The sequence below is a fragment of the Pseudomonas sp. LB3P25 genome, from assembly GCF_054897985.1.
The window spans coordinates 6,981,161-7,007,591 of the sequence record NZ_CM142711.1 but is presented as its reverse complement, the minus strand read 5'-3'; the positions used below and the strand labels follow the sequence as shown (position 1 = coordinate 7,007,591).

The 26,431-nt window shown below is 58.7% G+C and carries 29 protein-coding genes and 2 pseudogenes; 15 read left to right on the top strand and 16 right to left on the bottom strand.

What is annotated here, in order from left to right:
- Positions 1-13: 13 nt before the first annotated feature.
- Complete coding sequence (locus ACYZTW_RS32325) at positions 14-310, bottom strand: hypothetical protein (RefSeq protein ID WP_462003234.1); 297 nt, start codon at positions 308-310, stop codon at positions 14-16.
- A 524-nt stretch (positions 311-834) separates the two neighbouring features.
- On the opposite strand from ACYZTW_RS32325, the gene ACYZTW_RS32320 reads away from it, so the two are divergent.
- Both ACYZTW_RS32320 and ACYZTW_RS32315 read left to right on the top strand, forming a co-directional pair.
- On the top strand, positions 835-1,404 hold the full coding sequence (locus ACYZTW_RS32320; protein WP_462003233.1) for a recombinase family protein: 570 nt from the start codon (positions 835-837) through the stop codon (positions 1,402-1,404).
- 306 nt (positions 1,405-1,710) lie between these two features.
- On the top strand, positions 1,711-1,929 hold the full coding sequence (locus ACYZTW_RS32315; RefSeq protein WP_462003232.1) for a hypothetical protein: 219 nt from the start codon (positions 1,711-1,713) through the stop codon (positions 1,927-1,929).
- A 946-nt stretch (positions 1,930-2,875) separates the two neighbouring features.
- Here the strand turns inward: ACYZTW_RS32315 and ACYZTW_RS32310 are convergent.
- The 3 genes and pseudogenes from ACYZTW_RS32310 to ACYZTW_RS32300 form a co-directional block, all read right to left on the bottom strand.
- The gene (locus tag ACYZTW_RS32310) at positions 2,876-3,178 is read right to left on the bottom strand and encodes a hypothetical protein (RefSeq protein ID WP_462003231.1); all 303 of its coding nucleotides are present in this window, start codon (positions 3,176-3,178) and stop codon (positions 2,876-2,878) included.
- 87 nt (positions 3,179-3,265) lie between these two features.
- A complete protein-coding gene (locus ACYZTW_RS32305; RefSeq protein WP_462003230.1) occupies positions 3,266-4,966 on the bottom strand; it encodes a recombinase family protein in 1,701 nt (566 codons plus the stop codon).
- Between the two features lie 39 nt (positions 4,967-5,005).
- Positions 5,006-5,653 (bottom strand): annotated as a pseudogene (locus tag ACYZTW_RS32300) (magnesium chelatase domain-containing protein); the annotation flags it as partial.
- A gap of 294 nt (positions 5,654-5,947) precedes the next feature.
- Between ACYZTW_RS32300 and ACYZTW_RS32295 the strand changes: the two are divergent.
- A complete protein-coding gene (locus ACYZTW_RS32295; protein WP_462003229.1) occupies positions 5,948-6,226 on the top strand; it encodes a HigA family addiction module antitoxin in 279 nt (92 codons plus the stop codon).
- Here the strand turns inward: ACYZTW_RS32295 and ACYZTW_RS32290 are convergent.
- Both ACYZTW_RS32290 and ACYZTW_RS32285 read right to left on the bottom strand, forming a co-directional pair.
- Positions 6,223-6,744 (bottom strand): BRO-N domain-containing protein, encoded by a 522-nt coding sequence (locus ACYZTW_RS32290; protein ID WP_462005874.1) that lies wholly within the window; start codon positions 6,742-6,744, stop codon positions 6,223-6,225. The genes ACYZTW_RS32295 and ACYZTW_RS32290 overlap by 4 nt on opposite strands.
- Before the next feature lie 436 nt (positions 6,745-7,180).
- Complete coding sequence (locus ACYZTW_RS32285; RefSeq protein WP_008076132.1) at positions 7,181-7,441, bottom strand: accessory factor UbiK family protein; 261 nt, start codon at positions 7,439-7,441, stop codon at positions 7,181-7,183.
- 418 nt (positions 7,442-7,859) lie between these two features.
- Here ACYZTW_RS32285 and glnK point away from each other — a divergent pair, with 418 nt between their 5' ends.
- The 4 genes from glnK to sutA all read left to right on the top strand — a co-directional run bounded on the left by glnK (position 7,860) and on the right by sutA (position 10,638).
- Complete coding sequence (gene glnK, locus ACYZTW_RS32280) at positions 7,860-8,198, top strand: P-II family nitrogen regulator (protein ID WP_002555808.1); 339 nt, start codon at positions 7,860-7,862, stop codon at positions 8,196-8,198.
- A 35-nt stretch (positions 8,199-8,233) separates the two neighbouring features.
- Positions 8,234-9,571, top strand: coding sequence for an ammonium transporter (locus ACYZTW_RS32275; RefSeq protein ID WP_462003228.1), 1,338 nt, complete (start codon positions 8,234-8,236; stop codon positions 9,569-9,571).
- 215 nt (positions 9,572-9,786) lie between these two features.
- Positions 9,787-10,212 (top strand): secondary thiamine-phosphate synthase enzyme YjbQ, encoded by a 426-nt coding sequence (locus ACYZTW_RS32270; RefSeq protein ID WP_462003227.1) that lies wholly within the window; start codon positions 9,787-9,789, stop codon positions 10,210-10,212.
- A 102-nt stretch (positions 10,213-10,314) separates the two neighbouring features.
- Positions 10,315-10,638: a transcriptional regulator SutA gene (gene sutA / locus ACYZTW_RS32265; RefSeq protein ID WP_033060690.1), complete on the top strand. Its 324-nt coding sequence runs from the start codon at positions 10,315-10,317 to the stop codon at positions 10,636-10,638.
- A gap of 198 nt (positions 10,639-10,836) precedes the next feature.
- On the opposite strand, the gene ACYZTW_RS32260 is transcribed toward sutA, so the two are convergent.
- From ACYZTW_RS32260 to lptM, 6 genes are read right to left on the bottom strand one after another with little or no spacing between them, the layout of a single operon-like run.
- Positions 10,837-11,541, bottom strand: coding sequence for an HAD family hydrolase (locus ACYZTW_RS32260; protein ID WP_462003226.1), 705 nt, complete (start codon positions 11,539-11,541; stop codon positions 10,837-10,839).
- Positions 11,538-12,437 carry a tyrosine recombinase XerC gene (gene xerC / locus ACYZTW_RS32255; RefSeq protein WP_008150257.1) on the bottom strand — a complete coding sequence of 300 codons (900 nt, stop codon included), beginning with the start codon at positions 12,435-12,437 and terminating at the stop codon, positions 11,538-11,540. Before xerC ends, ACYZTW_RS32260 begins: the two co-directional genes overlap by 4 nt.
- 2 nt (positions 12,438-12,439) lie before the next feature.
- Positions 12,440-13,165, bottom strand: a complete 726-nt coding sequence (locus ACYZTW_RS32250) for a DUF484 family protein (protein WP_462003225.1) — start codon at positions 13,163-13,165, stop codon at positions 12,440-12,442.
- Between the two features lie 13 nt (positions 13,166-13,178).
- Entirely contained in the window at positions 13,179-14,009 is an 831-nt protein-coding gene (gene dapF, locus ACYZTW_RS32245) for a diaminopimelate epimerase (protein WP_046053813.1), read from the bottom strand.
- Between the two features lie 4 nt (positions 14,010-14,013).
- Positions 14,014-15,261, bottom strand: a complete 1,248-nt coding sequence (gene lysA / locus ACYZTW_RS32240) for a diaminopimelate decarboxylase (protein WP_046045084.1) — start codon at positions 15,259-15,261, stop codon at positions 14,014-14,016.
- 9 nt (positions 15,262-15,270) lie between these two features.
- Positions 15,271-15,444 carry an LPS translocon maturation chaperone LptM gene (gene lptM, locus ACYZTW_RS32235; protein WP_462003224.1) on the bottom strand — a complete coding sequence of 58 codons (174 nt, stop codon included), beginning with the start codon at positions 15,442-15,444 and terminating at the stop codon, positions 15,271-15,273.
- A gap of 414 nt (positions 15,445-15,858) precedes the next feature.
- Here lptM and cyaY point away from each other — a divergent pair, with 414 nt between their 5' ends.
- From cyaY to rnk, 3 genes are all read left to right on the top strand, one after another.
- Positions 15,859-16,191, top strand: a complete 333-nt coding sequence (cyaY, locus tag ACYZTW_RS32230; protein ID WP_223429530.1) for an iron donor protein CyaY — start codon at positions 15,859-15,861, stop codon at positions 16,189-16,191.
- A gap of 4 nt (positions 16,192-16,195) precedes the next feature.
- Complete coding sequence (locus tag ACYZTW_RS32225; protein WP_462003223.1) at positions 16,196-16,414, top strand: DUF1289 domain-containing protein; 219 nt, start codon at positions 16,196-16,198, stop codon at positions 16,412-16,414.
- Positions 16,415-16,710: 296 nt separating this feature from the next.
- Positions 16,711-17,121 (top strand): nucleoside diphosphate kinase regulator, encoded by a 411-nt coding sequence (rnk, locus tag ACYZTW_RS32220; RefSeq protein WP_046045088.1) that lies wholly within the window; start codon positions 16,711-16,713, stop codon positions 17,119-17,121.
- A gap of 5 nt (positions 17,122-17,126) precedes the next feature.
- Here the strand turns inward: rnk and ACYZTW_RS32215 are convergent, their stop codons facing one another.
- The 3 genes from ACYZTW_RS32215 to ACYZTW_RS32205 form a co-directional block, all read right to left on the bottom strand.
- A complete protein-coding gene (locus ACYZTW_RS32215) occupies positions 17,127-19,973 on the bottom strand; it encodes a class I adenylate cyclase (protein ID WP_462003222.1) in 2,847 nt (948 codons plus the stop codon).
- Positions 19,974-20,178: 205 nt separating this feature from the next.
- Complete coding sequence (locus ACYZTW_RS32210; RefSeq protein ID WP_008150272.1) at positions 20,179-20,424, bottom strand: TIGR02647 family protein; 246 nt, start codon at positions 20,422-20,424, stop codon at positions 20,179-20,181.
- Positions 20,425-20,811: 387 nt separating this feature from the next.
- Positions 20,812-21,096, bottom strand: coding sequence for a hypothetical protein (locus tag ACYZTW_RS32205; protein ID WP_462003221.1), 285 nt, complete (start codon positions 21,094-21,096; stop codon positions 20,812-20,814).
- Between the two features lie 124 nt (positions 21,097-21,220).
- Between ACYZTW_RS32205 and ACYZTW_RS32200 the strand changes: the two genes are divergently transcribed.
- Entirely contained in the window at positions 21,221-21,880 is a 660-nt protein-coding gene (locus ACYZTW_RS32200; RefSeq protein ID WP_462003220.1) for a glutathione S-transferase family protein, read from the top strand.
- Positions 21,881-21,983: 103 nt separating this feature from the next.
- Here the strand turns inward: ACYZTW_RS32200 and argH are convergent, their stop codons facing one another.
- Positions 21,984-23,378 carry an argininosuccinate lyase gene (argH, locus tag ACYZTW_RS32195; protein ID WP_462003219.1) on the bottom strand — a complete coding sequence of 465 codons (1,395 nt, stop codon included), beginning with the start codon at positions 23,376-23,378 and terminating at the stop codon, positions 21,984-21,986.
- A 143-nt stretch (positions 23,379-23,521) separates the two neighbouring features.
- On the opposite strand from argH, the pseudogene ACYZTW_RS32190 reads away from it, so the two are divergent.
- From ACYZTW_RS32190 to ACYZTW_RS32175, 4 genes and pseudogenes are all read left to right on the top strand, one after another.
- Positions 23,522-23,841 (top strand): annotated as a pseudogene (locus ACYZTW_RS32190) (sensor histidine kinase); the annotation flags it as partial.
- Positions 23,838-24,584: a LytR/AlgR family response regulator transcription factor gene (locus ACYZTW_RS32185; RefSeq protein WP_462003218.1), complete on the top strand. Its 747-nt coding sequence runs from the start codon at positions 23,838-23,840 to the stop codon at positions 24,582-24,584. The pseudogene ACYZTW_RS32190 and the gene ACYZTW_RS32185, both read left to right, overlap by 4 nt.
- A 137-nt stretch (positions 24,585-24,721) precedes the next feature.
- Positions 24,722-25,663, top strand: coding sequence for a hydroxymethylbilane synthase (gene hemC / locus ACYZTW_RS32180; RefSeq protein WP_008150280.1), 942 nt, complete (start codon positions 24,722-24,724; stop codon positions 25,661-25,663).
- Positions 25,660-26,427, top strand: coding sequence for a uroporphyrinogen-III synthase (locus ACYZTW_RS32175; protein ID WP_462003217.1), 768 nt, complete (start codon positions 25,660-25,662; stop codon positions 26,425-26,427). The genes hemC and ACYZTW_RS32175 overlap by 4 nt, the downstream gene beginning before the upstream one ends.
- Positions 26,428-26,431: the final 4 nt, after the last annotated feature.

The window sequence follows — 26,431 nt, the reverse complement described above, 5'->3', positions numbered from 1 at the left end:
TGCTCTACAAAGCTTATTTCCGCTTGGGGTTTGCCGGTACTACCTTGATATACTCAACCGGGGCTCCCCAATCTCCAAACATTCCCTTGCCTAGTAAGTACGATTTCCCGGCCTCCTGCTCGCCCAGTGCCTTGTAGATTGCCTGAAGCTGCTCTCTTGTACGGTCATCGAAGTTTTCGGGAAGCCATTTCCCGATGAGGGTTCTCATCACGGTGATAGTGCCGGGCTCTAACTTGTCGGCGGCAATCAGGTCATCTAAGTAGAGCGGCTTTGGTTTGTTGCCTCTCAGCAGCATCTTGAAGAACTCCATGGTGGTTGTCCCAATCCGAATAATCGCACCAGTGAGCATAGTCGAACGCGCCTTCAGAGTAGGTGGGTACATATCTAATAAGGTATCTATCCGTTATCTAACCCGCCTAGGCGTCGGCTACAGGGGCTAATACTTTTGTGGCACGTCAATCCCCCTGCTTGTGGCGCGTTTCCACTACAGGGCTAAGCCAGCCTCTCTATTCGTGCAGCTTCCATCGGACGCAGCAAAGTTGCTGGGTCATCACGCCGTAAATACGCGAAAACGTTTATTTTCTCAGGATTCCACCCAGCCCGGTTGATGGTCCAGTTTTGGACCATCGTCGCAGCAGACGTCCATCCAGTTTTGGATGCACCTCTAGAAGTAAGGTCGCCCCAGCAGCCGCACTCCTGTAAGTACCAACAAACGACCGTTAAACGATCACCGGAAAACTTGCCCAAAGAAGCATCATAAAAATAGGGTTTACAGGTATTGATGATCCCTTTACACTGATACCACCTTAAGTGATACCAGTGGAGTCGCCTGCCATGTCCCGTACCTTTCTATACTGCCGTGTCAGCACAGTCAGCCAGTTCACCGAGAACCAAGTGCAAGACGTGAAAAATGCTGGCTTCGATGTGCAGGCAAGCCGAATAGTCGAGGAAACAATCTCGGGCAGCATCACGGCAGAGAAACGGCCCGGCTTCCAGAAGCTGCTGGAGCGGATGGAGTCCGGTGACGTGCTGATCGTGACCAAGCTGGACAGGCTTGGCCGTAACGCGATGGATGTGCGTCTCACGGTTGAACACTTGGCGTCCGCTGGCATCCGAGTTCACTGTCTCGCTTTAGGCGGCGTGGACCTCACTAGTGCAGCAGGCAAGATGACCATGCAGGTGCTGGGGGCCGTGGCAGAATTTGAGCGTGACCTGCTGATCGAACGCACACAGTCAGGGTTGAAGCGTGCCAAGGCAGAAGGTAAGAGGTTGGGGCGTCCAGAAGCCACGGACACCACAGTAGCAGTGCAGCGGCTCAAGGCGAGGGATATGACACAGGCTCAGGTAGCGACTGACCTCAACATCGGCATTGCCACCGTCAAGCGACACTGGAACAAGGCCTGATCCTCTTCCAGCTAATACCGCAGCCCCGCCAAGTGCGGGGCTTTTCGTTGCTCGTGATATTCGCCGATTTCAGCCGCTGACAGTGAAGTGGCACGGGAATGGCGTTAAGTACCGACCCAGCCTGAGCGGGATTTCTGACGTTCTGCCGGATACCCCTTCTGATATTTTGTACGCGGAAGTACAGGCCATGTTCGACCTAGGGCAAGTGCCGGTTTGAAAATCTAGGGTGTAGCTGATTGGAGAAGTGGCCCCAGCCGGCGGTGAGATGAACTAGGCTTCCCGCAATATCACTCAAGGACGATAGCCATGTCAGATAGCCCAGAAAGCAAGATCGCCACGGCGGATGCCTTGACTCTGCTGCTTTCAAATCAGCACGCCATATGTGCGGCCATTGAAGAGGTGACCAGTTGGCTTTTGGAGAACGGGGTAGGGGATGTCGCCGCTAACGCACTGGCAGCCATGGAAACGCTGGATACGAACGCCCAAAGCATCACTGATACGATAATGCGGCTAAGGCAATCGTAAGTTGGACACGGAGTTCGGCGGGACGGTCTTGGTCGATCAGAGGGGAACCACCAAATCAGCGAAAGCTTGGTGGCTTGTCGCTACGCCTTAACGAGGCGGACTACGGTGGTGATGGCAAACATCCTCCCATTCGCCGAAACGGAACCGGCGATACTGACGGACAGGGATGGTTTTCTTGCCAGCGGTGTTGCGGTCGAAATCAAACATAGTGGTCATCTCTCTTTCATAGGATTAAAGGATTAATCGCACTATTCAAGAAACGACCACCGATCAATCACCAATTGACGCAGTGGCACCAATTGGCTTTAATGGCGTCCTTCTCTTGACCGTGCTAACGCATGTGAAAGAGGGTGCGAGTGGTCACGTATCGTTTTTGCGGACAGAAACGTGGCTACTCGTAGACATCTTTAACGGAACCGCCCCTTTGGGCGGTTTTGTGCGTCTGGTCGCATCATATAGACTTGCAGTTGTTGCTGCAAGCCCCTCAGGCGCGCTGTAAGCGTTAATTATCTTTTTGCCTCTAGGCAACACCCCTAAGACCCCTTCTCGCCCCTCAAACGCTTCGTGATGGCTTAAATAGGCCCTTATTGCCACCGTTAGTGATGCCGTTACGGTCACCGCTAAAATGGCCGTTCGCTTGAATAATGGGGGGTAGACTTACGTAAAACCCCAATATGTAGGGTTTCGTAGGGAGGCGACCACAAGATAATGCGTTTTGGGGGGTGCTGCAACGTACTACCTGTGGATAAACCTGTGCGTAAATTGTGTGTGAAAGGTGGAACGGTCGTATAGGCCGCGACCTAGCTGGAGCGGACCGTTTTCCACTGATTTTCACCGATTGAAAACGGTCCGCCGGGTTTTTAAGGGCGCGAGCCCTATCACAAGAACCCACTATATATAGAGGGTGACCAGCGCCGGGCGCGTGAAGGGGCAGGAATCAGCGTTTTTATTTTTGGTCATGGTTGCCGTAAGCGTATGTCAGGCGGCTTACTTCCTTGATCCTGTCCGCTTCGTAAAACTCACTCAACCTCCACTGCACACGCTGATGTTCAACCTTCAGGGCGGCAAGCTCCTTCGAACTATCGCGCCACATGACGATCATCCCGGCAAGGTTCTTGTGGGCTTGCCGAAGGTCACGCCGCGTAACGTCCAACTCAGAGCACAGCAAATCACACTGGTGTTTCAGCATTTCTTCGCGTGAGGGCAATCCCAGTTCAAACCCGCTGTCATCGATCAAATCGTCTTTCATCACGCACGCACCGAACACTGTTTGGATGTACAGTATAGGGCTGGGCGATGGCGTTCAATCTGTCTGCGATGGGTGGGCTGCTGGCTGTTACTTGGTGTTGCCGAACACCGAGCCAAACCATTGCCCATCGATACCGCCTTCGTAGTCGCGGTTGACATCCTCGGCAGTGATTTCGTCCTGTTCGATCTGCCTGTCATAGACGTCGTTGTCCAACGCTTGCACCGTCAAGATTCCATCCTTATAGAGGATGCCGAACAACATCTGATCGATCTCCTCGGTGACTTCATCGTCGGACTTGTCGAGCACCCAGCATCTGAAATTCTTTGGGCTGTGTCGCTTGAACAGAACGACAACCCGGAGCCGTTTCAACAGACTGTTAGCAGCCGCCCTGCCTTCGTAAGTCACGAGGTCTAGCTTCTGGAAAAAGTCTTCTTTGCTAATTACGTGGGTTGATGCGAGCTGCTGCCGAAGTTCATCGCGTTTTGTCGAGATATCTTCGTGTTCCTGCTCCAAATCGTGCAGAAGCTTTCCGCCTGCTTTCGACGGGAATGCGGTTTGCGCCTCGGTTGCTTGGTCCAGTTTCCTCATAACCCCTACCAGCCTACCTTCGGCAACCTCCAGATTCTTCCGGATCTCTGCACTTCTCCCGTGGACGAGCGACATACTGTCCACCTTCGCCAAGACTTCCTTGAATACCAATTCCGCATGTTCAATTCGGATGATGCCGTTCCTGCAGATGCCTTTTTTGGTGCCGAAGCACTGGAGGTAGACGTAGCCCTTAGGCGGCTTTCCCTTGTTAACCAGGTGCATTGCATCGCCACATACGCGGCATCTTGCTAGTCCCTGCCAACAGTTGAAATTCTTGGTTTGTTTGGTGGTTCCGCTGGTCTGGCGCTGACTACGTGCAGCTTTCGCCTGTAGGAAAATGTCTTCCTCGATAACAGGCGGGTAAAAGCCCGTAACAACCTCTCCGTCATTACACCGAACGCCGCCGATAATGTGCATCGGCTGGTACTCTCCCAGCAAAGAGCGGTTGTTCAGAATCTTCGATACCGAACTGGTGCCCCAAGCGCCACTCATATTCCGGCGCTTCTCACCTACGGTGCCAAACACCGGAATACCATCCTCGTTCAGCCGCTTCGATACGGCTGTCTGCCCGTATCCTCGGATGGTCATGTCGAAGATTTTGTGAACGACTTTCACTCGTTCATCATTTGGCTTATACGCTCCATTCTCTAATACCAGCCATGCGGGACAAGCATTGCCGAGCGGCACTTTCTTCTCTCGCGCGAGGTTTCGCTTGTTCTGCCACGCTGCCGAAACCCGCTTGCCTTTGGTGGCGCTTTCTTCGTGTGCTCGCATCATCACCGTGATGCTGATGATGAGCTCCATAGCGATGCTGGGGGAGTCCTCGGCATAAACCCTCTTGTCAGACAGGGTCACAATCCTGATGCCCTTGCGGAGTAAGTGGGTGAACTGACTCAGGGCAACCATAACCTTGTCTCTGCTCAAGCGGTCGAGCGATTCCACCAGTAGGTAACTACCTGCGAGGATCGTCCCACTATCCACGTGGGTCAGGAACCGGGCGAGCTCGCCTGAATCATCTATGTGCTCGCCCGTGTAGGCACTTCGTCCTGAATCGAAAAACCGATACTCACGTGTGTTGGCCAGCTCCAGCCCGTGTTCCTTACAGTAGTTTTCAGCCGCTTCCCGTTGCCTCCTTTGGCTATCGCCCTTAGCCTGCTCTGGGCTGCTGAACCGTATGTAGCTGTACGCTTTCGGCTTCATCGCGCCATGTCCTGATTCTGTTGGTGCATAAGGTTACAACAATAGCAGGTTATGTGCCCCAGCCGCCGCAATCAGCAATGCGCGCTTGGCCGAGATTTGCCCCTGTACTTCGTTCAAGTCGGGATACGGTTTGCTGGCGTAGAGCAAACCGTTGGAAACGTAGGGCTCGACTGGCGTATGTCCATTGAAGTGCGCAACGGCTTCCAACAGGTGATCCACGGCAAACACCTTTAGCCCCGATGCCAGACAGGCTTCCTCGGCATTCGCCCGTGGCACCATCAGCGAACGCCCGGCCTTGCGGGCGGCCAGCGCTGCCGGCAACACGCCTCTCACAGCACGTACCGCGCCTGACAACGCCAATTCTCCCAGGCATTCAATGTCATCCAGCGTCAACGTCGGCACCTGCACGCTGGCGGACAGAATCCCCAAGGCAATCGCCAGATCAAACCGTCCGCCATCCTTCGGTAAGTCCGCAGGCGCGAGATTAAGCGTGATGCGCCGCGCCGGGAATTGCAGCCCCGAATTGATGATCGCACTGCGTACCCGATCCTTGCTTTCCTTCACTGCCGCTTCGGGCAAGCCGACCATCGTCAATGAGGGCAGACCGTTGGCCAGATGGACTTCTACGGTGACGGCGGGCGCATCGACACCAATCTGGGCGCGGCTGTGGACGATGGAGAGGGACATGGTCGTTCCTTGAGCTTTACGGGAACCGCTTCCTGCGGTTTTTTTAAGGGTAGTTGGGGCGTTGTTTTTCGGCGTGGCGGATGAGGCGACAAACTTTCACTGGATGTTGCGGGTGTCTTTCTGGAGATGAAGCGTAAGCGAGTGTGGATTGCCGATGTAATCAGTCGAGGGATGATGTTTTTGTAGGACCCTGCCTAGATCAATGAAGGACGTCGGTGAAAGTGTTTGGGCGCTCTTGTCTGTCTGGCAGGCCTGCTTATGATCATCAATTGATCGCTGAATTCGGAGAGGAAAATGAACAGTAGTGGAATGCGGGCGGTTCATCCCGGCGAAATCCTCAAGGAGGATTTTCTAGAGCTGTTGGGCATTTCAGAATCAGCTTTCGCCCGCTCGTTGAACGAACCGTTAAAAGTGGTTAACGAAATCGTGATGCAGCAGCGTTGTGTCAGTGCTGATCTAGCGGGGAAGCTATCTGGCTACCTGAACACCACGCCCGAGTTCTGGCTGAACCTGCAGTCGACTTATGATCTGCGTAAAGCCGAAATCGAACGTGGTCGTGCTTTGGCCACCTAAAGCGATTGCAGCATCCGCGAAGCTCGCTTCCACCAAGGCGCATTGACTGTACGTTGTGGCTGTTCACCATCCGAAAGCATGTGTGGAACATCCTGCAACCGAATCCACGGCTGGTTATTCCAGTGCAGCAAACTCAACGACATCTCTGGCCAGTTCAGCAGGCTCAGGATCGGGCGTTCGGTTGACTTCGGTTGATCGGCGTCTCTTAGGGCTGGCACAACGTCGTGGGTCAGCCACTCGCGCAAGCCTCGGTATTCGGGGCAGTAGTGGTAGACCAGCAGGGCGTAGACGCCGGACTCGCTGATTAGCAGGGTGTTTTCGATGGTGCCGTGGATGACGACTCGCGCGGATTGATGTTGATCGGGATCGAGTTTTCGGACGGCGCGTTCGTCGAGGAAAAGGCGAAGCAGACGACCTAGGTCTCGGGCGCAGAACCAGGCTTGGTTTTCGAGGAGGAGGGCGTGGAGGTGGAGTCTGTGGCGGGTGAAAACGTGAGGAATCAGGTAGTTTTCGTCCATCGAGCAGTTCTCGGGATCAAATGAAGAAAACTGCCTCTGATCGTCGCCAAACGAAAAGGGTGGCAGCCATGCGCGGGTTGGCGAACCGGTGACGCCCGAGAACCGGCAGACCCGAAGGTCTCCCACGCATAGCCGCCATAATTCGAGATGGGAATAAATTCCTCGGTCGAATGTGGTCGCGGTGCGTCGGGGTCTTCCGGGTCGCCAAACCCAGAGCTGATTATTCAGCTGGGCATGAGCATAGAAACCGGAGGCATTACGGCGCAATCGGACGGCGGTGGTTTTGTTGTAGGAAGGTGCCGGGATTTTTGCGGGGCTGAAGATCAATTGATCTCAGCCTGCGGCAGTTCCTACAGATGAATCTGAAGGTCGTTCCGACCTTATTCGCGAGCAGGCTCGCTCCCACAGGGATTGGGTTCAAAGTGGGGTGTGCGGGTTACTCGGCAGGCGGATTCAGCTTCGCTTCCAGCTCCGCCACCTTCGCCTCAAGACTCTCCAACCGTGCCCGCGTTCGTGCCAGTACAACCATCTGGCTATCAAACTCTTCACGGCTCACCAGGTCCAGCTTGCTGAAGCCGCTCTGTAACAAGGCCTTGAACTGGCTTTCGATTTCGCTTTTCGGCAGTGGAGTGTCGCCGCTGAAGAGGCGGGAGGCGGTGCCGCTCAGGGCATCGAGGAAGTCTTTGGGCGCGAGCATGGGAAATATCCTGTCAACAATGGCGGGCAGTGTATCACGCAGTGTCTATAGTCAATCTCGCAGTCAGGGGTGCACGCTTTTCGCGCATGCGGACGGGCGGCCGCGCACTGTTGTTGTGCGTATCCGTCGGGCCATTTGCGCGAAGCAGCTTGCAGCAGCGACCAAAGGCTTGAAATCAGTGGGTTTTGGCGAGATGGCAAGCTTTCTGCTTAGTCAGTAGTGACCCATGCACTGATGCAGTCGCTGTGACGAATGCAGTGCGCCAAGCGGAACGGGGGAAGTGTTTCGTGCGGAGTGGTTAGCAGGCGTCGGACGGGCAGGTAAGGCCGACGATGCGTTACAAAGCCAGGCACTGCGCTTAGACTTGAGTCGGGTTTGTTTTCCTGGGGCAAGTCCACCAATTCGGGAGAGAGTTTTCATGAAGCTAGTCACTGCCATCATCAAGCCGTTCAAACTGGACGACGTACGCGAGTCGCTGTCCGAGATCGGCGTGCAGGGCATTACCGTTACTGAAGTCAAAGGCTTCGGTCGGCAGAAGGGTCACACCGAGCTGTATCGTGGCGCGGAATACGTGGTCGATTTCCTGCCAAAGGTGAAGATCGATGTCGCCATTGACGACAAGGATCTTGACCGGGTTATCGAGGCGATAACCAAGGCTGCCAACACCGGCAAGATCGGTGACGGCAAGATCTTCGTGGTCAATCTGGAACAGGCGATTCGCATCCGTACCGGCGAAACCGATACCGACGCAATCTAAGCCGCCACAAACCCAACGCCCCAGGAGAAAACAATATGACTCTGCGTAAATTCGCAGGGCTAGGAGCCCTGTTGTCCCTCGAACTGCCCAGCCTGGCCATGGCGGCAGACGAAGTGGCGGCCCCAGTCCTCAATTCCGGCGACACTGCCTGGATGATGACATCGACAGCCCTCGTGCTGTTCATGACCATTCCCGGCCTCGCGCTGTTCTACGGCGGCATGGTCCGCTCCAAAAACATTCTTTCCGTGATGATGCAGTGCTTCGCCATTACCGGTCTGATCAGCATCCTGTGGGTCATTTATGGCTACAGCATCGCGTTCGACACCACCGGCATGGAACAGGGCGTCATCAACTTCAACTCGTTCTTCGGTAGCATGGGCAAGGCATTCCTCGCCGGTGTCACGCCAGCGAGCCTGACCGGCCCTGCGGCGCTGTTCCCTGAAGCGGTGTTCGTCACCTTCCAGATGACGTTCGCCATCATTACCCCCGCGCTGATCGTCGGTGCCTTCGCCGAGCGGATGAAGTTCTCCGCCATGCTGATCTTCATGGGCGTCTGGTTCACCCTGGTTTATGCACCCATCGCGCACATGGTCTGGTCCGGTAACGGCGGCCTGTTGTGGGACTGGGGTGTGCTGGACTTCGCCGGTGGCACCGTGGTGCACATCAACGCCGGTGTGGCCGGTCTGATTGCCTGCCTGGTACTGGGCAAACGCAAAGGCTTCCCGACCACCCCGATGGCGCCGCACAACCTCGGTTACACCCTGATGGGCGCTGCCATGCTGTGGGTTGGCTGGTTCGGCTTCAACGCCGGTTCCGCTGCTGCGGCCAACGGCACTGCAGGCATGGCGATGCTGGTGACCCAGATCGCAACTGCCGCCGCTGCACTGGGCTGGATGTTCGCCGAGTGGATCACTCACGGCAAACCAAGTGCTCTGGGTATCGCTTCGGGTGTTGTGGCCGGTCTGGTTGCAATCACGCCAGCCGCTGGCACTGTAGGCCCGATGGGCGCTCTGGTCATTGGCCTGGCAGCCGGAGTGGTGTGCTTCTTCTGCGCCACCACCCTGAAACGCAAACTCGGCTATGACGACTCCCTGGATGCCTTCGGCGTGCACGGTATCGGCGGTATCCTCGGCGCGATCCTGACCGGTGTCTTCGCTGCACCGTCGTTGGGTGGCTTCGGCACCGTCACCGACATCGCCGCACAAGTCTGGATTCAGTGCAAAGGCGTGGGCTTCACGGTGATCTACACCGCGATCGTCACCTTCATCATCCTTAAGGTCCTGGACGCCGTCATGGGTCTGCGTATCACTGAGGAAGAAGAGGCGGTCGGCATCGATCTGGCACTCCACAACGAACGCGGCTACAACTTGTAAGTACGCGCACAAAAAAAATTGCCCGGCTTGCCGGGCATTTTTTTGTCTGGAGTTTGTCAGTGAAGGAACTGCTGAAAGGTTTTTTCGTACACGTTTAGTGGCGTTTACGACGGGCGTTTTTCTGCGGCCAATGGCTTACATGATAGAAGGAATATTAGGGCCTTTGTTTTTTCCCAGAGCGCGCTAGAATGCGCCCCGAACGTGCGGAGAACTGTATGTGGCAACAGACTCTGATTACCCTGCGGGCGAGGCCCCGGGGCTTTCATCTGGTAACGGACGAGTTACTCGCCGGCCTGCCTGAACTCAGGGCATGTCGGGTCGGTCTGTTGCATTTGTGGCTGCAGCATACCTCGGCGTCGTTGACCATCAACGAGAACGCCGATCCGGCGGTACGTCGCGACTTCGAACGATTTTTCAATCGTCTGATCCCACAAGGAACAGACGGCTATGAGCATAACGACGAAGGCCTGGACGACCTCCCGGCGCACTTCAAGGCCAGCGTGCTTGGCTGTCAGCTCAGTTTGCCGATTTCGGCAGGCCGACTGGCGTTGGGGACCTGGCAAGGCGTTTATCTGGGCGAGCACCGTGATTTTGGCGGTGCCCGTAAAGTCCTCGCCACCGTGCACGGTGAAGAGGCATAAACCGCTGGTTACCAGCGGTTGTAGAATTTTTTCCGGCGGCCTTCGACAGACGGCGAAGCTGGGCTATAACTAATCTGCTTTTCGCAAGTCATGAGGTAGAACATGAGCGACGATGATCTGGAAAACGACGACCTCGAAGTAGGCGACGACGACGAAACCGAAGAAGGTCTGGAAGCAGCGACGGACGACGTCGCTGAAGACGATGGCGGTGAAGCGCCCGTTCCGACCGCCAAAGGCAAAGCCAAGGCAGCGGTATCGGTCGATGAGCTGCCGAGCGTCGAAGCAAAAAACAAGGAGCGTGACGCTCTGGCGCGGGCCATGGAAGAGTTCCTGGCCAAGGGCGGCAAGGTGCAGGAAGTGGAGGCCAATGTGGTCGCCGATCCGCCCAAGAAGCCTGACAACAAGTACGGCAGCCGGCCTATCTGAGCCTGCTACTTGCTTGCTGAAAAAGCCCGCCGTCGCTGCGGGCTTTTTCATGGGTGAAACAAAGTCCAGAACGCTGTGGTGATCCCTGTGGGAGCGAGCCTGCTCGCGAAGAGGCCGTCACATTCAAAGTTGATGTCGGCTGGCCTACCGCTTTCGCGAGCAGGCTCGCTCCCACAGGTTCGGTGTGTGATTTCAGGGTTAGTGTTGGGCGTTCCAGAGGGCCAACAACGCGGGCAACTCGCTCAGGCTGCGAATCTCGGCATCCGGTGCCTTCTCGGCTTCCCACGCCTTGCCCGCCGGGTTAAACCAGATCGCCCGCAATCCCGCCTGCTGGGCGCCGGCAATGTCGTCACCCGGATGATCGCCGATATGCACGGCCGTCTCGGCCGTCGCACCACCACGCTGCAACGCCTCATGAAACAGTCGCGCATCCGGCTTGCCGATGCCGATGTCTTCGGCGCACAAGGCAAACTTGAAGTAATCCGCCAGCCCTAGCCGACGCACATCGGCGTTGCCATTGGTGACCACGCCGAGGGCGTAGTGATTGGCCAGAGTCTCCAGGGTCGGTTGCACCTCCGGGAAGATGTCCAGCTGATGCCGCGCATGTAGAAATACTTCAAAACTCTGATCGGCCAGGTCTGAGGCCTGACCATGGTCGTAACCGGCCTCTTCCAGTGCGTGGAACAAGACTCGGCGACGCAGGGCGCTGATGCGGTGTTTGAGGCCCGGCTCACTGCTCAGGATCCGTTCGCGAATCGCCCACAAATGCTCCACCGGCACGGCGCCCAGATTCGGTGCATGCTCGGTCAGCCATTCACGCAGTACGGCTTCGGCGCTGACGATCACCGGGGCGGTATCCCACAGGGTGTCGTCGAGGTCGAAGGTGATCAATTGAATTCTCATGACTCATCGCCTTTGATGCGTTTGGCCCTTGGATGGGCGCTGTCGTAAACCGTTGCCAGGTGCTGGAAGTCCAGGTGGGTGTAGATCTGGGTGGTCTTGATGTCCGAGTGGCCGAGCAGTTCCTGCACCGCTCGCAGGTCCTGGGAGGATTCCAGCAAATGGCTGGCGAAGGAGTGTCGCAGCATGTGCGGATGCAGGTTCTGCCCCAGTTCGCGCTCGCCAGCGGCTTTAACCCGCACCTGAATCGCCCGAGGGCCAAGACGCCGGCCTTGCTGGCTGACAAACACCGCGTCATCCGCAGGGTTGGTCATGGCCCGTAGCGGCAGCCACAGCTCCAGCGCTTCGCGGGCTTTTTTGCCGACCGGCAGCAGTCGGGTCTTGCTGCCCTTGCCGAGCACTTGAACCATGCCGTCGGCCAGGTCCAGCTGATCCAGATTGAGCCCGGTCAGTTCCGACAACCGCAAACCTGAGGAATAGAACAGCTCCAGAATCGCCTGATCCCGACGCGCCAGAAAATCATCCTCCACCGCGCCCTCAAGCAGTTGCAGTGCGCGGTCGGTGTCGAGGGTTTTTGGCAGCCGACGTTCGCCCTTCGGCGGCGCCAGGCCGTTGGCCGGGTCGTGGTCGCAGAGGCCTTCGCGGTTCAGATAGTGATAGAGCCCGCGCACCGCCGACAGCAGCCGCGCCAGGCTACGCGAAGATTGGCCCTGTGAGTGCAGGCGAGCGATCAGGCTACGCAGGCGCTGGATGTCCAGGGCCGCCCAACTGCTGATGTTCTGTTTGACACACCAGCCCAGCACTTTGTCGAGGTCGCGACGGTAGGCGTACAGCGTGTGAGGCGACACCTGCCGCTCACTGCGCAGGTGTTCGCAGTAAGCGTCCAGTTGCCGTTCCACGATCAGCGTACCGAGCGCAGGGAGGTGTTGACCCGTGGCAGCACGCGGCCCATGACTTCGGCGATGTAGCTCAAGAACAGCGTGCCCACCGAGCTCTTGTAGTGCTGCGGGTCGCGGCTGGCGATAGCCAGGACGCCGTAGATGCCTTGGTAGCTGATGGCGACAACGGCGGTGGAGCCGATCTGTTTGCGCTGTTCTTCGCCAAACAGGAAGTCCAGTTCGTGTTCACGCAGGCTGCCGCTGACGCTTTTGTCTTCCGAGAGCAAGCCGCCGATGGCCGTTTGCGCGTCGGCATGGGTCACCCAGCGGCCCACCGGCATCGGGTTGTCACCCAGCAGGATCAGGCTGACGAAGGGCACCTGGAAGTCCTGGCGCAGACTGTCTTCGACACTGATCACCACGTCTTCCAGGCTGGTGGCGTCCATCAGCGCGAGAATCAGGCGGCGGGTCTTGTCGAAAAGGCGGTCGTTGTCGCGGGCCACGTCCATCAAGTGCGAGAGGCGATGACGCAACTCGATATTGCGGTCGCGCAGGATGCTCATCTGGCGTTCGACCAGCGAAATGGTGTCGCCGCGCTGGTGCGGAATGCGCAAGGTTGCGAGCAGTTCTTCATGCTCGACGAAGAAATCCGGATGAGCCTCCAGGTACGCGGCAATCGCCGCCGCCTCAAGGCTTTCGGAAGGGGATTCGTCGGGCTGTAGGGCGGGAACCTGGGGCTTATCTTTCATGGATTCGACTCTCTCAAAGACGCACTTGTCCTTCATAAACGCGCACTGCCGGGCCGGTCATCATGACCGGTTGGCCTGGGCCTGCCCATTCAATGGACAGACGCCCGCCGGGCAGGTCGATCAATAGCGGCGAATCCATCCACCCCTGGCTGATCGCGGCCACTGCGGCAGCGCAAGCGCCGGTTCCGCACGCCTGGGTTTCCCCGGTCCCGCGTTCCCAGACGCGCAGCTGCGCGCGGTTGCGGTCGATGACCTGGAGAAAACCGACATTGACCCGTGCCGGGAAGCGCGGATGGTTTTCGATTTTCGGCCCCAGTTCATGCACCGGTGCATTGTTGATGTCGCTGACCCGCAGCACGGCATGGGGGTTGCCCATGGACACGGCGGCCAGGTCGACCAGGGTGCCGTCGACGTCAACCTGATAGCTCGTGGCCTGCTCCGGCGCTTCAAATGGAATCTCGGCCGGCACCAGGCGCGGTGCGCCCATGTTGACACCGATCTGCCCGTCGCTGCGGATATCCAGTTCGATAATGCCGCTTTTGGTCTCGACGCGGATCTGCCGCTTCGCGGTCAGGCGCTTGTCGAGCACGAAGCGTGCGAAACAGCGCGCACCGTTGCCGCACTGTTCCACTTCGGAGCCGTCGGCGTTGAAGATCCGGTAGCGGAAGTCCACGTCCGGGTTGCTGGGCGCTTCGACGATCAGCAACTGGTCGAAACCGATACCCGTATGCCGATCGCCCCATTGCTTGGCATGTTTGGGCAGGATGTGCGCATGCTGGCTGACCAGGTCGAGGACCATGAAGTCATTGCCCAGGCCGTGCATCTTGGTAAAACGCAGCAGCATGGTTTTACTCCGGCAGCAGGCTTTCGCCAGCAAACAACTCGGCTACCGTCTCACGGCGACGCACTTCAAATGCCTGATCACCGTCCACCAACACTTCAGCGGCACGGCCGCGGGTGTTGTAGTTGGAACTCATGACAAACCCGTAGGCACCGGCCGAATGCACGGCCAGCAGGTCGCCTTCTTCCAGGGCCAACTCACGGTCCTTGGCCAGGAAGTCGCCGGTCTCGCAGATTGGCCCGACGATGTCGTAAGCGCGGGCAGCGGTAGTGCGTGGGCGCACGGCGGTGACGTCCATCCAGGCTTGGTACAGCGCCGGGCGGATCAGGTCGTTCATGGCTGCGTCGACGATGGCGAAGTCTTTGTGTTCGGTGTGCTTGAGGTACTCGACCTGGGTCAGCAGCACGCCGGCGTTGGCGACGATGAAACGGCCCGGCTCGAACACCAGCGCCAGGTCTCGACCGTCGAGACGTTCGCGCACGGCTTTGATGTAGTCGGCAGCCAACGGCGGCTCTTCATCGCGATAACGCACGCCCAAACCACCACCGAGGTCGATGTGGCGAAGGTAAATGCCGCAATCGCCGAGGCGGTCGACCAGGCCCAGCAGGCGGTCGAGGGCGTCGATGAAGGGTGGCAGGGTGGTCAGTTGCGAACCGATGTGGCAATCGACACCGACCACTTCCAAGTTTGGCAGTTGGGCGGCACGGATGTACACGTCTTCGGCGTCGGCGATGGCGATGCCGAACTTGTTCTCTTTAAGACCGGTGGAAATGTACGGGTGGGTGCCGGCATCGACATCCGGGTTAACGCGCAACGAGATCGGCGCGCGAACGCCCAGCTCGGCGGCGACCACTTGCAGGCGTTCCAGCTCATCGGTGGATTCGACGTTGAAGCAGTGCACGCCGACTTCCAGGGCTCGACGCATGTCGTCACGGGTCTTGCCGACGCCGGAGAAGACGATCTTGTCGGCGCTGCCGCCAGCGGCCAGTACGCGTTCCAGCTCGCCACGGGAGACGATGTCGAAACCGGCGCCCAAACGCGCCAGGACATTCAGTACGCCCAGGTTGGAGTTGGCCTTGACCGCAAAGCAGACCAGGTGCGGCATGCCGGCCAGCGCATCGGCGTAAGCCAGGTACTGGGCTTCGATGTGCGCACGGGAGTAGACGTAGGTCGGTGTGCCAAAGCGTTCGGCGATGGCGGACAGGGCAACACCTTCCGCGAACAGCTCGCCGTCACGGTAGTTAAAAGCGTCCATGGCGTTCCCTTATTGGTAGACGTCGTGCTTGTGTGCTTTCGACGGAGACTTCTGCGACGACTTGGCCTGCTCGGCAGGGTCCTGGCTGTCATCGGGCAGGTACAGCGGGCCTTTTTGACCACAGGCCGAAACCAAGCAGGCAAAAGCGACGAGCGCAGCGAGGGAAGAGATCAGGCGCTTCATGGCGAAATCCTTGAAAATGCGTTAATTGCGCCGGAGTATACCGGCCACCCGGCAGCTTGCCTATGCGACGGGGCTCCCGTCTGGCGGGCCTTCGCCTGATGCCGGCCAGCCAGGTGCATTCCCTGTGGGGGCGGGCCTGTGGTGAGGGGATTTATCCCCGTTCGGCTGCGAAGCAGTCGCAAAACCGGTGAATGCGGTTTTTCTGATACGCCGTAGTCCCAGGTTTAGGGCCGCTTCGCGACCCAACGGGGCGGTGCGACGTTTCGCTAAATCCCCTCACAACAGGCTCGCTCCCACAGGTACAGCGCTTACCATATCGATATCGACGCTTGGTCGTTATCCTTTGCAATCACCGGGGCTCGCCCGTATCTTGCGGCGCTTGAGCGTGAGTAGACACTTTTTGAGGTTCCCGCAATGAGTTTGACTGAAGCCCGTTTCCACGATCTGGTCGATGCCACCCAGCAGACGCTGGAGGATATTTTTGACGAGTGTGACCTGGATATCGATCTGGAGAGCTCGGCCGGTGTGCTCACCGTCAAGTTCGAAAACGGCAGCCAGTTGATCTTCAGCCGTCAGGAGCCCTTGCGTCAGCTGTGGCTGGCAGCCGTGTCCGGTGGTTTCCACTTCGATTACGACGAAGAGAGCAAGCGCTGGATGTGTGACAAGAGCGACGAACAACTCGGCGAGATGCTCGAGCGCATCGTCAAGCAGCAGGCTGACGTTGAACTCGATTTCGAAGGTCTGTGAGATCGTGACCCCGCCTGCACCTGTTCGTCCGCCCAAACCGCTCTACAGCAATGTCAGCCCGGCGGTGGCTTCGCCGTGCAGCGGCGTGTGTCGGCTGGATGAGCAGAAGGTTTGCCTTGGGTGTTTTCGCCATGTCGAAGACATCCGCGAATGGCGCTCGGCCGATGACGATCGGCGTCGTGTCATCTGCGCCCAGGCAGTCCAGCGCAAGACCGCCACCTGAAGCTTGCGCGACCTGTACCTGTAGCAGCTGGCGAAGCCTGCGTTCGGCTGCGCAGCAGTCGTTAGATCAGGCGATAAGGTGTATCAGGAATACCGAGCACTCAGGTTTTACGACTGCTGCGCAGCCGAACGCAGGCTTCGCCAGCTGCTACAGGTGCGTGGTCGGCCTGACTTGTATATTTATTGAGCTGTGATAGTGTCGAGAAACGCCTCAACCCATCGAGGCTCGTGAAAACCCCGTCTTTTTCTGGCGGGGTTTTGCTTTTTCTGTGCAGAAGAAAGGAGTCTGCCTCTATCATGACCGCACCTTCCATCACCCTTACCCGTCTGGACGTTCAACGTCTGGAGCGCCTGATCGACAGCCTGGATGACACGCTGCCGGGCGTTATCGCACTGCAAACCGAACTGGATCGCGCCGATACCCTGGTCGGTCACGATGAAGTGCCCGCCGATGTCGTAACCATGAATTCCCGTGTGCATTGTCGCGAAGAAGGCAGTGGCAAGGACTATCACCTGACGCTGGTTTATCCGAAGGATGCCAACGCCGACGAAGGCAAGATTTCCATTCTGGCGCCGGTGGGCAGCGCACTGCTCGGCCTGAAGGTTGGTCAGCACATCGACTGGCCGGCTCCGGGCGGCAAGACACTGAAACTGACCCTGCTGGAAGTCGAATCGCAGCCGGCCGAGGGCGGCCACTTTCCGGAATAAACCCCTCAGACCTGCTCGAGCGCCTCGTTCAATGCGCGTTCCAGGTCAGCCTTGTAGCGCAAATACAAAATGCTTGAACTCTGACCATCACCGAGCAGGCCCGACAGATCCAGGTCGGTGATGTAACAGCGATAGCGTTCGGTCTCACGGCGCTGCTCGACGATTTCCCGGGCGACCACGCTGAACAGTTGGTCGCCATGTTCCAACTCTGAAAACTCCCGCTGATTGCAATACAACGTGACCTGCACCTGTCCCGGTGCGGCTTTGCCGACAATCGCCTGCACGTCGTAGAACGGTTTATTGACCGGGAATTGCGGCGCTGGCCGAGCTTCGACCCGACGCGCCCGTACTGGGCCGGAGGGCAGCAGTTGGTAATACAAGGTGTCCAGGCTCAGCGGCTGGGCGACGTCCATCGGCAGCAAGGCGTCGCGCCGGTACTGGATCGATTGCAGGAAACGTTGCAACGGCACCAGCAGGCTTTGCTCGTCGTGATAGGGCAAGCGCTGTTGCCACAGGGCATTGAATTCATCCAGTACGTACAGGTCGGCGTGGTATTCGTTGATCCGGTAGAACACCTGAATGCAATCGGGCTGACCCATCGGCAGGACCAGCGCCAGGTCGTGGTCTTCCAGTGCCATCGGGTCCAGGTGCAGCGGGCTGTAGCTTGCCAGCTCTTCGCCCAGGTAATCGACCAGCGCCGGCAGCGTGGCGAGGGCGACATGATTGACCTGGCCGGGCACCAGCTCCAGCACGTGGTAGTGCTGCTGGACCTGAATCAGGTAGCGATGATTGAGTTTGCTCAGCAGCAGGTTCTGCGCGGTGTCGAGGATCTCTTCGACTCGTCGGGCGATGAACTGTGCACGGTTGTGGCAGAAACAACGAACCCGCAACGTGGGTTGTTGTAGCCCGCTGGGCAGGTTATTGAGGTAATCGCTCACGCAGTCGAGCAGCGCGTGGGGGCCGTCGAAGCGGCTGACCAGCACTTCGTTCCAGCTATTGAGCGTGACCTGATCCAGGGTCAGCACCAGGTTTTCCCGGACGCCGGCATAGCTCAGGGAATCGGTGCGCTCGGTGGTCATCAGGATGTTCAGGTCGCGGTGGTGCTTGAGTGGATCGACGCCGACGTTCACCAGGATCAGCACTTCACTCGGCACACTGGCGCGCAGTAACGGTTCTTCGGCGACGGTCGTCAGCGGCAGGACGATGCTCTGTTGCAGGCTGCCGAGCAGGTTGAACAGTTCGAACTCGCTCAGGTCGCTGCTGCCGGGATGCAAGGCCAGGCGAGTGCTGCTGTCGATCACGCCATTGCGGTGACACCAGGTCAGCAGCTCCAGCAATTGGCGGCCGCGCTTGATCGGCGCGAAATGCTCCCATTCGAGAGCCGTCAGGCTGCCGTTGTACAAACCCCACTGAGTTTGACCCGATTCTTTTTTGTTCGGCGCGTGCACCAGCGTTAGGGTGTCTTCGGCCAGATCCGGGGCGATGCCAGGGTTGATGAACTCGACCTTTTCGGCCTTGCGCTCGAAGGCCGCGTACAGCCGTCGGCCCAGCACGTTGAGGTCGCGCTTGTTGATCAGGCTGACGGTCTGTTCGTTGCGGGCGAACTGGGTCAGGAAGCGGTAGCTGTAATTGAGCTCGTTGACCAAGGCTCTGCGTTCAGAGGTGACCTGACGGACTTTCCACTGGCTGCGGCTATCGAGCAGGGCCAGTTGACGATGATCCCATTGCCATTCGTGGGCCAGGCGTTCGAGCAACGAACGCTGCCAGCTCTGAGTGCGACTGTTGCTGCCGGTGAGTTTGCGATTGACCTTCAGGTACAACGCCCGGCGTACCAGCTCCAGCCGTTCCGGCTCGCCACGGGCGGTCAGGTATTCCTCGATGCGTCGGTAGACCACGACGTACGGGTCCAGCTCATCAAGGTCGAGTCGATTGGCAAACACCGCTTGCTTGAAGCGCAGGCTCAGGCAATGGACCCTGGGATGTTCGCTGGCATAAACCTCAGTCAGCAGCAGTTTGAGTACCGATTTGTACGGCGACTCGATGCCTTTGAACAACTGCCAGAGCCCGGCACCGATGAATTCGCCAGGCGGGATATAGGCCAGATGCCCCAGGTCCAGGGTTTCGTCGGCACGGATGAAGCGCTTGGACATCAGCGTGTGGGTGTAACGGTCGTAGCTCGCTTCTTCGTAGACCGGCACCAGCCACCAGATGGGCGTGCGTCCGGCCAGCCAGATCGCGGTGCGATAAAACTCGTCTAGCAGCAGGTAGTGCTGGGTGGTGCCGCAGTCTTCCGAACTCAATTGCGTATCACGTTCGCCGCGTACGAAGCGGGTCGGGTCGATCAGGAAAAAATGCGCCTCGGCGCCCTGGCTGGTAGCCCAGAGTTCGAGGAGCTGGCATTTTTTGCGCAGTTCAGTGAGCTCGCTTTCGCTCAAGTCCGGCCCGTGACAGACCCACACGTCCATGTCGCTCTGGTCGGCCTGGGCGAGGGTGCCTAGGCTGCCCATCAGGAACAGGCCGTGAATCGGTCGCGGCGGATTGCTGCCGTGGCGGGGCTTATAGGAAAACGAGCGGGTCAGGCGTTGGGCTTCGGCGAGGGCGTTGGCGTCGGGTTCGTAATTCGACAGCCCGGCCGGCGTGCTGCCCGAAACGTATCCCGGCAACAGCGGATGATTGACATGGAAAAACAGCGGCAACAGGGTCAGCACCGCTTGCTGGCGGGTCGATAACCCTTCCATGGCGCGGGCCATGCGGCCTTCGTTGAGCTTCAGAAACCGTGCGCGCAGTTGGTTGAGAACCTTGCGGTCGATTCCCTCGTCCAGATCGGGGCGGATTTCATGGGTGCGGGTCATGTCAGCTCAAACCGGCTCGCGGGGCTCAGACGTGGGTGTCTGCGGATGAGGGGCAGTTTAGCGCCTAGGCTCCAGGACTTTTAAGCTGATTTTGTTTTTCTGGCGTCAGATTTTTATCGCAGGGCGACGGCAGGTAACAGGGCAGGTACGAAATGTGCCCACGGAAATCCCGTAGCAGGGGTTTCCGTGGGCGCTGCGGTAATGCTCAGGCAGTTTCCCGAACGTTGAGAATGGTCAGAACGGTTTGCACATTTTGCGCGGCGTCACGACCCAGACTGGTCAGATAACCACCATCTGGCTGGGTGATCAGTTCTTTGTCGAACAGTCTTTGGGCGGCGGCAATGGCTTTCGGGGCAGCGGTCTGATGAATTTTCAAACCTTCCTGGGAACTGTCCAGGTTGAAGAGTGCGAGGATTTCCAGTTCGGCAACCAACTCAGGGGTAAGCGACATAAGGACTCCAGACTTTCTAGGAATTGGACGATAGCGCCCCTAAGGTGATCCCACTCGTGCGGCATGTCCAGTGCTCGCGACAGGGTTTTTTCGCCTCGGGATGCATTCCCCGGCAGCGGGGTGCGTACCAGTGTAGTCAGGGTCTGGGGGAAGGCGGGATTGATTGGTGACAATCTGTGTGGGAGCGGGCTTTTGTGGTTATGGAGATTGCCTGTGGTGAGGGGATTTTTGTGGCGAGGGGATTTATCCCCGTTCGGCTGCGCAGCAGCCGTAAACCCTGTGATCGCGGTTTATTTGAAACATCGCGATCACAGGTTTCAGGGCCGCTTCGCGACCCAACGGGGATAAATCCCCTCGCCACAGAAGCCAGCGCCCTTCAGGTCGGAGTTATTTCTTTTCGGGTGGCAACTCTGGCAGCGCACGCAACGCAGTTTCATACCATTCAGTGTTGAACGCGCGGTCTTCTTCGAGGATCGCGTCGATTTCCACCGCCAGAACGTGGGCCATCAGATTGAGGATTTCTTCACGTTCGTAACCCACCAATGTCAGCTTGTTGAAGGTGGCCTTGGCGGCTGGCGGGTTGTCGCTTTCGATCTGGTTTTCAATCGCTTCGATCAGGGTGTTTTCGGCGAACTCTTCTTCGTCGATGTCGATGTCTGTTGGCTCGCTCATGGCAGGCTCCTCAAGTTAAGGCGGCCAGTTTACCTGCATTCAGCGCTGTGATGCTGCTGGCAAGAAACGCCGCGGCGTTCTATAAAAGGCTCCTGCCAACCCCGCACGGCCTGGAGGCTATGTGATGCTCAAGCTTTATGGATTTTCCGTCAGCAACTACTACAACATGGTGAAGCTGGCGCTGCTGGAGAAGGGACTGCCGTTTGAAGAAGTACTGTTTTACCCAGGGCCGAGCCCTGAGGCATTAGCCATCAGCCCGCGTGGGAAGATTCCGGTGCTGGGTGTCGAACAGGGTTTCGTCAACGAAACCAGCGTGATTCTCGAGTACCTCGAACAAAGCCAGAAGGGCACGCCGTTGTTGTCGAGCGACCCCTTTGAGCGGTCGCAGGCCCTGGCACTGGCCAAGGAAATCGAGCTGTACATCGAATTGCCGGGACGCGCCTGCTACGCCGAAGCATTTTTCGGCATGACCGTGCCGGATGCGATCAAGGACAAGACCAAAGCCGAGTTGCTGCTGGGGTTTGCCTCACTGGGCAGACACGGCAAGTTCGCCCCTTACGTGGCAGGTGACAGCCTGAGCATTGCGGATTTGTATTTCCTCTACAGCGTGCCGCTGGCTTGTGCGGTAGCGCAGAAGCTGTTTGATCTGGATTTGCTGGCTGAGATGCCGGCGGCCAAGGCGCTGCTGGAGCGTCTGGGACAAAATCCGAATGTGCAGCGAATCGCAAAGGACAAGGAAGCGGCAATGCCAGCGTTTTTGGCGATGGTCGCGTCCAAGAAGTAGGTTTTTGTAGCGTCTTCAAGACCGCATTCGCGAGCAGGCTCGCTCCCACAGGGGAACGCATTCCAAATGTGGGAGCGAGCCTGCTCGCGAAGCTTTTGGCGGATTAACGGCTGGCGAGTAATGCCTGGCCGCGAGCCACGGCCTTCTTGACCTGTGCCGGCGCAGTCCCGCCGACATGGTCACGGGCATTCACCGAGCCTTCCAGCGTCAGCACGGCAAACACGTCCTGATCGATTTGGTCGCTGAACTTGCGCAGCTCTTCCAGGCTCATTTCCGCCAGGTCTTTACCGCTTTCCACGCCGTACTTCACGGCATGGCCAACGATTTCGTGGCAGTCACGGAACGGCAGGCCGCGGCGAACCAGGTAGTCGGCCAGGTCGGTGGCGGTGGAGAAACCGCGCAGGGCCGCTTCACGCATCATCGCGTGCTTGGGTTTGATCGCCGGGATCATGTCGGCAAAGGCCCGCAACGAGTCGCGCAACGTGTCGGCGGCGTCGAACAGGGGCTCTTTATCTTCCTGGTTGTCCTTGTTGTAGGCCAGTGGCTGGCCTTTCATCAGGGTCAGCAGGCCCATCAGCGCGCCGAATACGCGGCCGGTCTTGCCACGCACCAGCTCCGGCACGTCCGGGTTTTTCTTTTGCGGCATGATCGAGCTGCCGGTGCAGAAACGGTCCGGCAGATCGATGAACTGGAACTGCGCGCTGGTCCATAGCACCAGCTCTTCGGAGAAGCGCGACAAGTGCATCATCGCGATGCTCGCAGCCGAGCAGAACTCGATGGCGAAGTCACGATCGGACACGTTGTCCAGCGAGTTGCCGCCCACGGCGTCGAAGCCCAACAGTTGGGCGGTGAATTCGCGGTCGATCGGGTAGGTGGTACCGGCCAGTGCGGCGCTGCCCAGAGGCATTCGATTGGTACGCTTGCGGCAGTCGACCAGGCGCTCATAGTCGCGGCTGAGCATCTCGAACCAGGCCAGCATGTGGTGCCCGAAGGTCACCGGCTGCGCGGTTTGCAGGTGAGTGAAGCCCGGCATGATGCTGCCGGCTTCGCGCTCGGCCTGCTCCAGCAAGCCTTTTTGCAGGCGGGTGATTTCGCTCAGGATCAGGTCGATCTCGTCACGCAGCCACAGGCGGATATCGGTGGCGACCTGGTCGTTACGGCTGCGGCCGGTGTGCAGCTTCTTACCGGTCACGCCGATGCGGTCGGTCAGGCGCGCCTCGATGTTCATGTGCACGTCTTCGAGGTCGATGCGCCAGTCGAACTGGCCGGCCTCGATTTCACCCTGGATGGTCTTCAGGCCATCGGTGATGCTGTCGCGCTCGGCATCGGTCAGCACGCCGACCTTGGCCAGCATCGTGGCGTGGGCGATCGAGCCCATGATGTCGTGGCGATACAGGCGCTGGTCGAAAGTGACGGAGGCGGTGAAGCGGGCGACGAAGGCGTCGACGGGTTCACTGAAGCGGCCGCCCCAGGACTGATTGGTCTTGTCAGTGCTCATGAATTCGCTCGTGTCGGCTGAAGAAAGATGGCGTAGAAAGCTGTCGCGGATAATAACAGGGTTGCCAATCCTGTCGCTGGCACTGGTCGATAGGTTTTTTTCTCAGGCGGCGGTCCATACTCGAGTCAACGCCGAGGGGATTTGCGCAACGATATTTTTCAATTGAGCAATATCGTGCCGGCAACCGTCTACAGTTGGACAGTAGGATCAGCGCACTTCCAGACGCTGCAGCGGACTATAAGAAGAGGGGGTGTTCATATTGTGTATCAACAAACCCTACGGCGATGCCTCGCCAACGCGGGCCTGGGCCGCCAAACGCACGACTGATAAAAATTTAACCGTCGGTCGGGCGGCACTTTTTGGCCCGCGCGCTAGTCTTAGCGTGGATCGCGGTGACGGACGTCACTTCACCTGTCTACGCTATCCTTGTGCGAGACTCACGCAGGAATCCAGCGCAATATGAATGTCCTGATCGTTGATGACGAACCCCTGGCCCGCGAGCGCCTGAGCCGAATGGTTGGCGAACTTGAGGGATACAGCGTCCTGGAGCCTAGCGCCACAAACGGCGAAGAGGCGTTGGCACTGATCGACAGCCACAAACCGGATATCGTGCTGCTCGATATCGGCATGCCGGGCCTCGATGGCCTGCAAGTGGCGGCGCGATTGTGCGAACGCGAAACCCCGCCCGCCGTGGTGTTTTGCGCAGGGCCCGATGAATTTGCCGTGGAAGCCTTACAGGCCAGCGCCGTAGGCTATCTGGTGAAACCTGTGCGTACTGAACATTTGCATGAAGCGTTAAAGAAAGCCGAGCGGCCCAATCGCGTCCAGCTCGCGGCCCTGACCCGTCCCGCCGCCGAAAGTGGCAGCGGCCCCCGTAGCCACATCAGCGCCCGTACCCGTAAAGGCATCGAACTGATCCCGTTGGGTCAGGTGGTCTACTTCATTGCGGATCACAAATACGTGACCTTGCGCCACGAAGGCGGCGAAGTGCTGCTGGATGAGCCGCTCAAGGCCCTTGAAGATGAATTTGGCGACCGCTTCGTGCGCATCCACCGCAACGCGCTGGTCGCCCGCGAACGCATCGAACGCCTGCAGCGCACGCCTCTGGGGCATTTTCAACTGTTCCTCAAAGGCTTGAACGGCGACGCCTTGATCGTCAGCCGACGGCATGTGGCCGGCGTGCGCAAGATGATGCAACAGCTTTAATCCGCCATTTACGGGCGGGTTTCATCCCGATTGCTGGATGTCTGAGGCCAGGGAGGCCACGCGGTTTCTGATACAAGTCAAAGTGGATTTGGCTGAGCTGTTATTATCCGCCGTATCTATTCAGTACGGATTGATCCATGTCCTCTCGCGAAATCCGCATCGCCACCCGTAAAAGTGCACTCGCCCTGTGGCAGGCCGAATACGTCAAAGCCCGTCTGGAAGAGGCCCATCCGGGTCTGCTCGTGACGTTGGTGCCCATGGTCAGTCGCGGTGACAAATTGCTCGACTCGCCACTGTCGAAAATCGGCGGCAAGGGCCTGTTCGTCAAAGAACTGGAAACGGCGCTGCTGGAAAACGAAGCCGACATCGCTGTGCACTCGATGAAAGACGTGCCGATGGACTTCCCTGAAGGCCTCGGTCTGTTCTGCATCTGCGAGCGCGAAGACCCGCGCGATGCGTTCGTCTCCAACACCTACGCCAGCCTGGATGAATTGCCGCAAGGCAGCATCGTCGGCACCTCCAGTCTGCGCCGTCAGGCCCAGTTGCTGACTCGTCGCCCGGACCTGGAAATTCGCTTCCTGCGCGGCAACGTCAACACGCGCCTGGCCAAGCTCGATGCCGGCGAATACGACGCCATTATCCTCGCCGCCGCCGGCCTGATTCGACTCGGCTTTGAAGATCGCATCACCTCGGCTATCAGCGTCGACGACAGTCTGCCGGCCGGTGGCCAAGGCGCAGTGGGTATAGAATGCCGCAGCGTCGACAGCGAAATTCACGCGCTGTTGGCACCGCTGCACCATCAGGACACCGCCACCCGCGTGACCGCCGAACGTGCTCTCAACAAACATTTGAATGGCGGCTGCCAAGTGCCAATCGCCTGCTATGCCGTGCTTGAAGGCGAGCAGATCTGGTTGCGTGGTCTTGTCGGTGATCCGAACGGCGGTCTGCTGCTCAGCGCCGAGGCTCGTGCGCCACGCAGCGACGCCGAAGCCCTGGGCGTGCAAGTGGCTGAAGACCTGCTGAGTCAAGGCGCCAACGACATTCTGAAAGCGGTCTACGGCGAGGCAGGTCACGAGTGACGGGCTGGCGCCTGCTGCTGACGCGTCCCGCGGATGAGTCGGCGGGGCTGAGCAGTCTTTTGGCCGAAAAGGGGTTTTTCAGCAGCAGTTTGCCGCTTTTGGAGATAGAGCCGATTCCTGCCTCTGACACAATGCGCGAGGTGATTCAGGGGCTGGAACGCTATTGCGCGGTGATCGTGGTCAGCAAGCCGGCCGCCAGAATCGCTGTGGATCTGCTCGACCGGTATCGGCCGCAACCCCCTCGTTTGAAGTGGTTCAGCGTGGGCACAGCCACCGCGCAGATCCTCGAGGATCGCGGGTTGGACATCAGCTTTCCGGTGGATGGCGATGACAGCGAAGCCTTGCTTGAACTTCCTCAGTTGCGCGAGGCAATCGCGCGGCCCGGTCCGCGTGTGCTGATCATGCGCGGGGAGGGCGGGCGCGAGTTGCTGGCTGAGCGTTTGCGCGAGCTTGGTGCTAGTGTCGAGTATCTGGAGTTGTACCGCCGCGACCTGCCGCACTACCCGCCGGCAGCGTTGCCCGACCTGATCGAAGCGGAACGCTTGAACGGGCTGGTGGTCAGCAGTGGACAGGGTTTTGAGCACCTGCATCTATTGGCCGGCGATGCCTGGCCGCAATTGGCGCAGTTGCCGTTGTTTGTTCCAAGCCCCAGGGTCGCCGAGCTGGCACGTGCCGCCGGGGCCCAAACAGTTGTGGATTGTCGTGGCGCCAGTGCCGCGGCTTTGCTGACGGCGTTACGGGAGCATCCCGGACCCGTTCTCTAATGCA

What these genes read in the sequence shown, in the direction of transcription:
- ACYZTW_RS32320 (WP_462003233.1), top strand. Translation starts at nt 835, where the DNA reads ATGTCCCGTACCTTTCTATACTGCCGTGTCAGCACAGTCAGCCAGTTC.
- ACYZTW_RS32185 (WP_462003218.1), top strand. Translation starts at nt 23,838, where the DNA reads ATGAATGTCCTGATCGTTGATGACGAACCCCTGGCCCGCGAGCGCCTG.
- ACYZTW_RS32315 (WP_462003232.1), top strand. Translation starts at nt 1,711, where the DNA reads ATGTCAGATAGCCCAGAAAGCAAGATCGCCACGGCGGATGCCTTGACT.
- dapF (WP_046053813.1), bottom strand. Translation starts at nt 14,009, where the DNA reads ATGCTGCTGCGTTTTACCAAGATGCACGGCCTGGGCAATGACTTCATG.
- lysA (WP_046045084.1), bottom strand. Translation starts at nt 15,261, where the DNA reads ATGGACGCTTTTAACTACCGTGACGGCGAGCTGTTCGCGGAAGGTGTT.
- ACYZTW_RS32275 (WP_462003228.1), top strand. Translation starts at nt 8,234, where the DNA reads ATGACTCTGCGTAAATTCGCAGGGCTAGGAGCCCTGTTGTCCCTCGAA.
- argH (WP_462003219.1), bottom strand. Translation starts at nt 23,378, where the DNA reads ATGAGCACTGACAAGACCAATCAGTCCTGGGGCGGCCGCTTCAGTGAA.
- ACYZTW_RS32270 (WP_462003227.1), top strand. Translation starts at nt 9,787, where the DNA reads ATGTGGCAACAGACTCTGATTACCCTGCGGGCGAGGCCCCGGGGCTTT.
- ACYZTW_RS32260 (WP_462003226.1), bottom strand. Translation starts at nt 11,541, where the DNA reads ATGAGAATTCAATTGATCACCTTCGACCTCGACGACACCCTGTGGGAT.
- ACYZTW_RS32215 (WP_462003222.1), bottom strand. Translation starts at nt 19,973, where the DNA reads ATGACCCGCACCCATGAAATCCGCCCCGATCTGGACGAGGGAATCGAC.
- ACYZTW_RS32200 (WP_462003220.1), top strand. Translation starts at nt 21,221, where the DNA reads ATGCTCAAGCTTTATGGATTTTCCGTCAGCAACTACTACAACATGGTG.
- hemC (WP_008150280.1), top strand. Translation starts at nt 24,722, where the DNA reads ATGTCCTCTCGCGAAATCCGCATCGCCACCCGTAAAAGTGCACTCGCC.
- ACYZTW_RS32310 (WP_462003231.1), bottom strand. Translation starts at nt 3,178, where the DNA reads ATGAAAGACGATTTGATCGATGACAGCGGGTTTGAACTGGGATTGCCC.
- sutA (WP_033060690.1), top strand. Translation starts at nt 10,315, where the DNA reads ATGAGCGACGATGATCTGGAAAACGACGACCTCGAAGTAGGCGACGAC.
- ACYZTW_RS32250 (WP_462003225.1), bottom strand. Translation starts at nt 13,165, where the DNA reads ATGAAAGATAAGCCCCAGGTTCCCGCCCTACAGCCCGACGAATCCCCT.
- ACYZTW_RS32295 (WP_462003229.1), top strand. Translation starts at nt 5,948, where the DNA reads ATGAACAGTAGTGGAATGCGGGCGGTTCATCCCGGCGAAATCCTCAAG.
- lptM (WP_462003224.1), bottom strand. Translation starts at nt 15,444, where the DNA reads ATGAAGCGCCTGATCTCTTCCCTCGCTGCGCTCGTCGCTTTTGCCTGC.
- ACYZTW_RS32325 (WP_462003234.1), bottom strand. Translation starts at nt 310, where the DNA reads ATGGAGTTCTTCAAGATGCTGCTGAGAGGCAACAAACCAAAGCCGCTC.
- rnk (WP_046045088.1), top strand. Translation starts at nt 16,711, where the DNA reads ATGACCGCACCTTCCATCACCCTTACCCGTCTGGACGTTCAACGTCTG.
- ACYZTW_RS32210 (WP_008150272.1), bottom strand. Translation starts at nt 20,424, where the DNA reads ATGTCGCTTACCCCTGAGTTGGTTGCCGAACTGGAAATCCTCGCACTC.
- cyaY (WP_223429530.1), top strand. Translation starts at nt 15,859, where the DNA reads ATGAGTTTGACTGAAGCCCGTTTCCACGATCTGGTCGATGCCACCCAG.
- ACYZTW_RS32305 (WP_462003230.1), bottom strand. Translation starts at nt 4,966, where the DNA reads ATGAAGCCGAAAGCGTACAGCTACATACGGTTCAGCAGCCCAGAGCAG.
- ACYZTW_RS32285 (WP_008076132.1), bottom strand. Translation starts at nt 7,441, where the DNA reads ATGCTCGCGCCCAAAGACTTCCTCGATGCCCTGAGCGGCACCGCCTCC.
- glnK (WP_002555808.1), top strand. Translation starts at nt 7,860, where the DNA reads ATGAAGCTAGTCACTGCCATCATCAAGCCGTTCAAACTGGACGACGTA.
- ACYZTW_RS32290 (WP_462005874.1), bottom strand. Translation starts at nt 6,744, where the DNA reads ATGGACGAAAACTACCTGATTCCTCACGTTTTCACCCGCCACAGACTC.
- ACYZTW_RS32205 (WP_462003221.1), bottom strand. Translation starts at nt 21,096, where the DNA reads ATGAGCGAGCCAACAGACATCGACATCGACGAAGAAGAGTTCGCCGAA.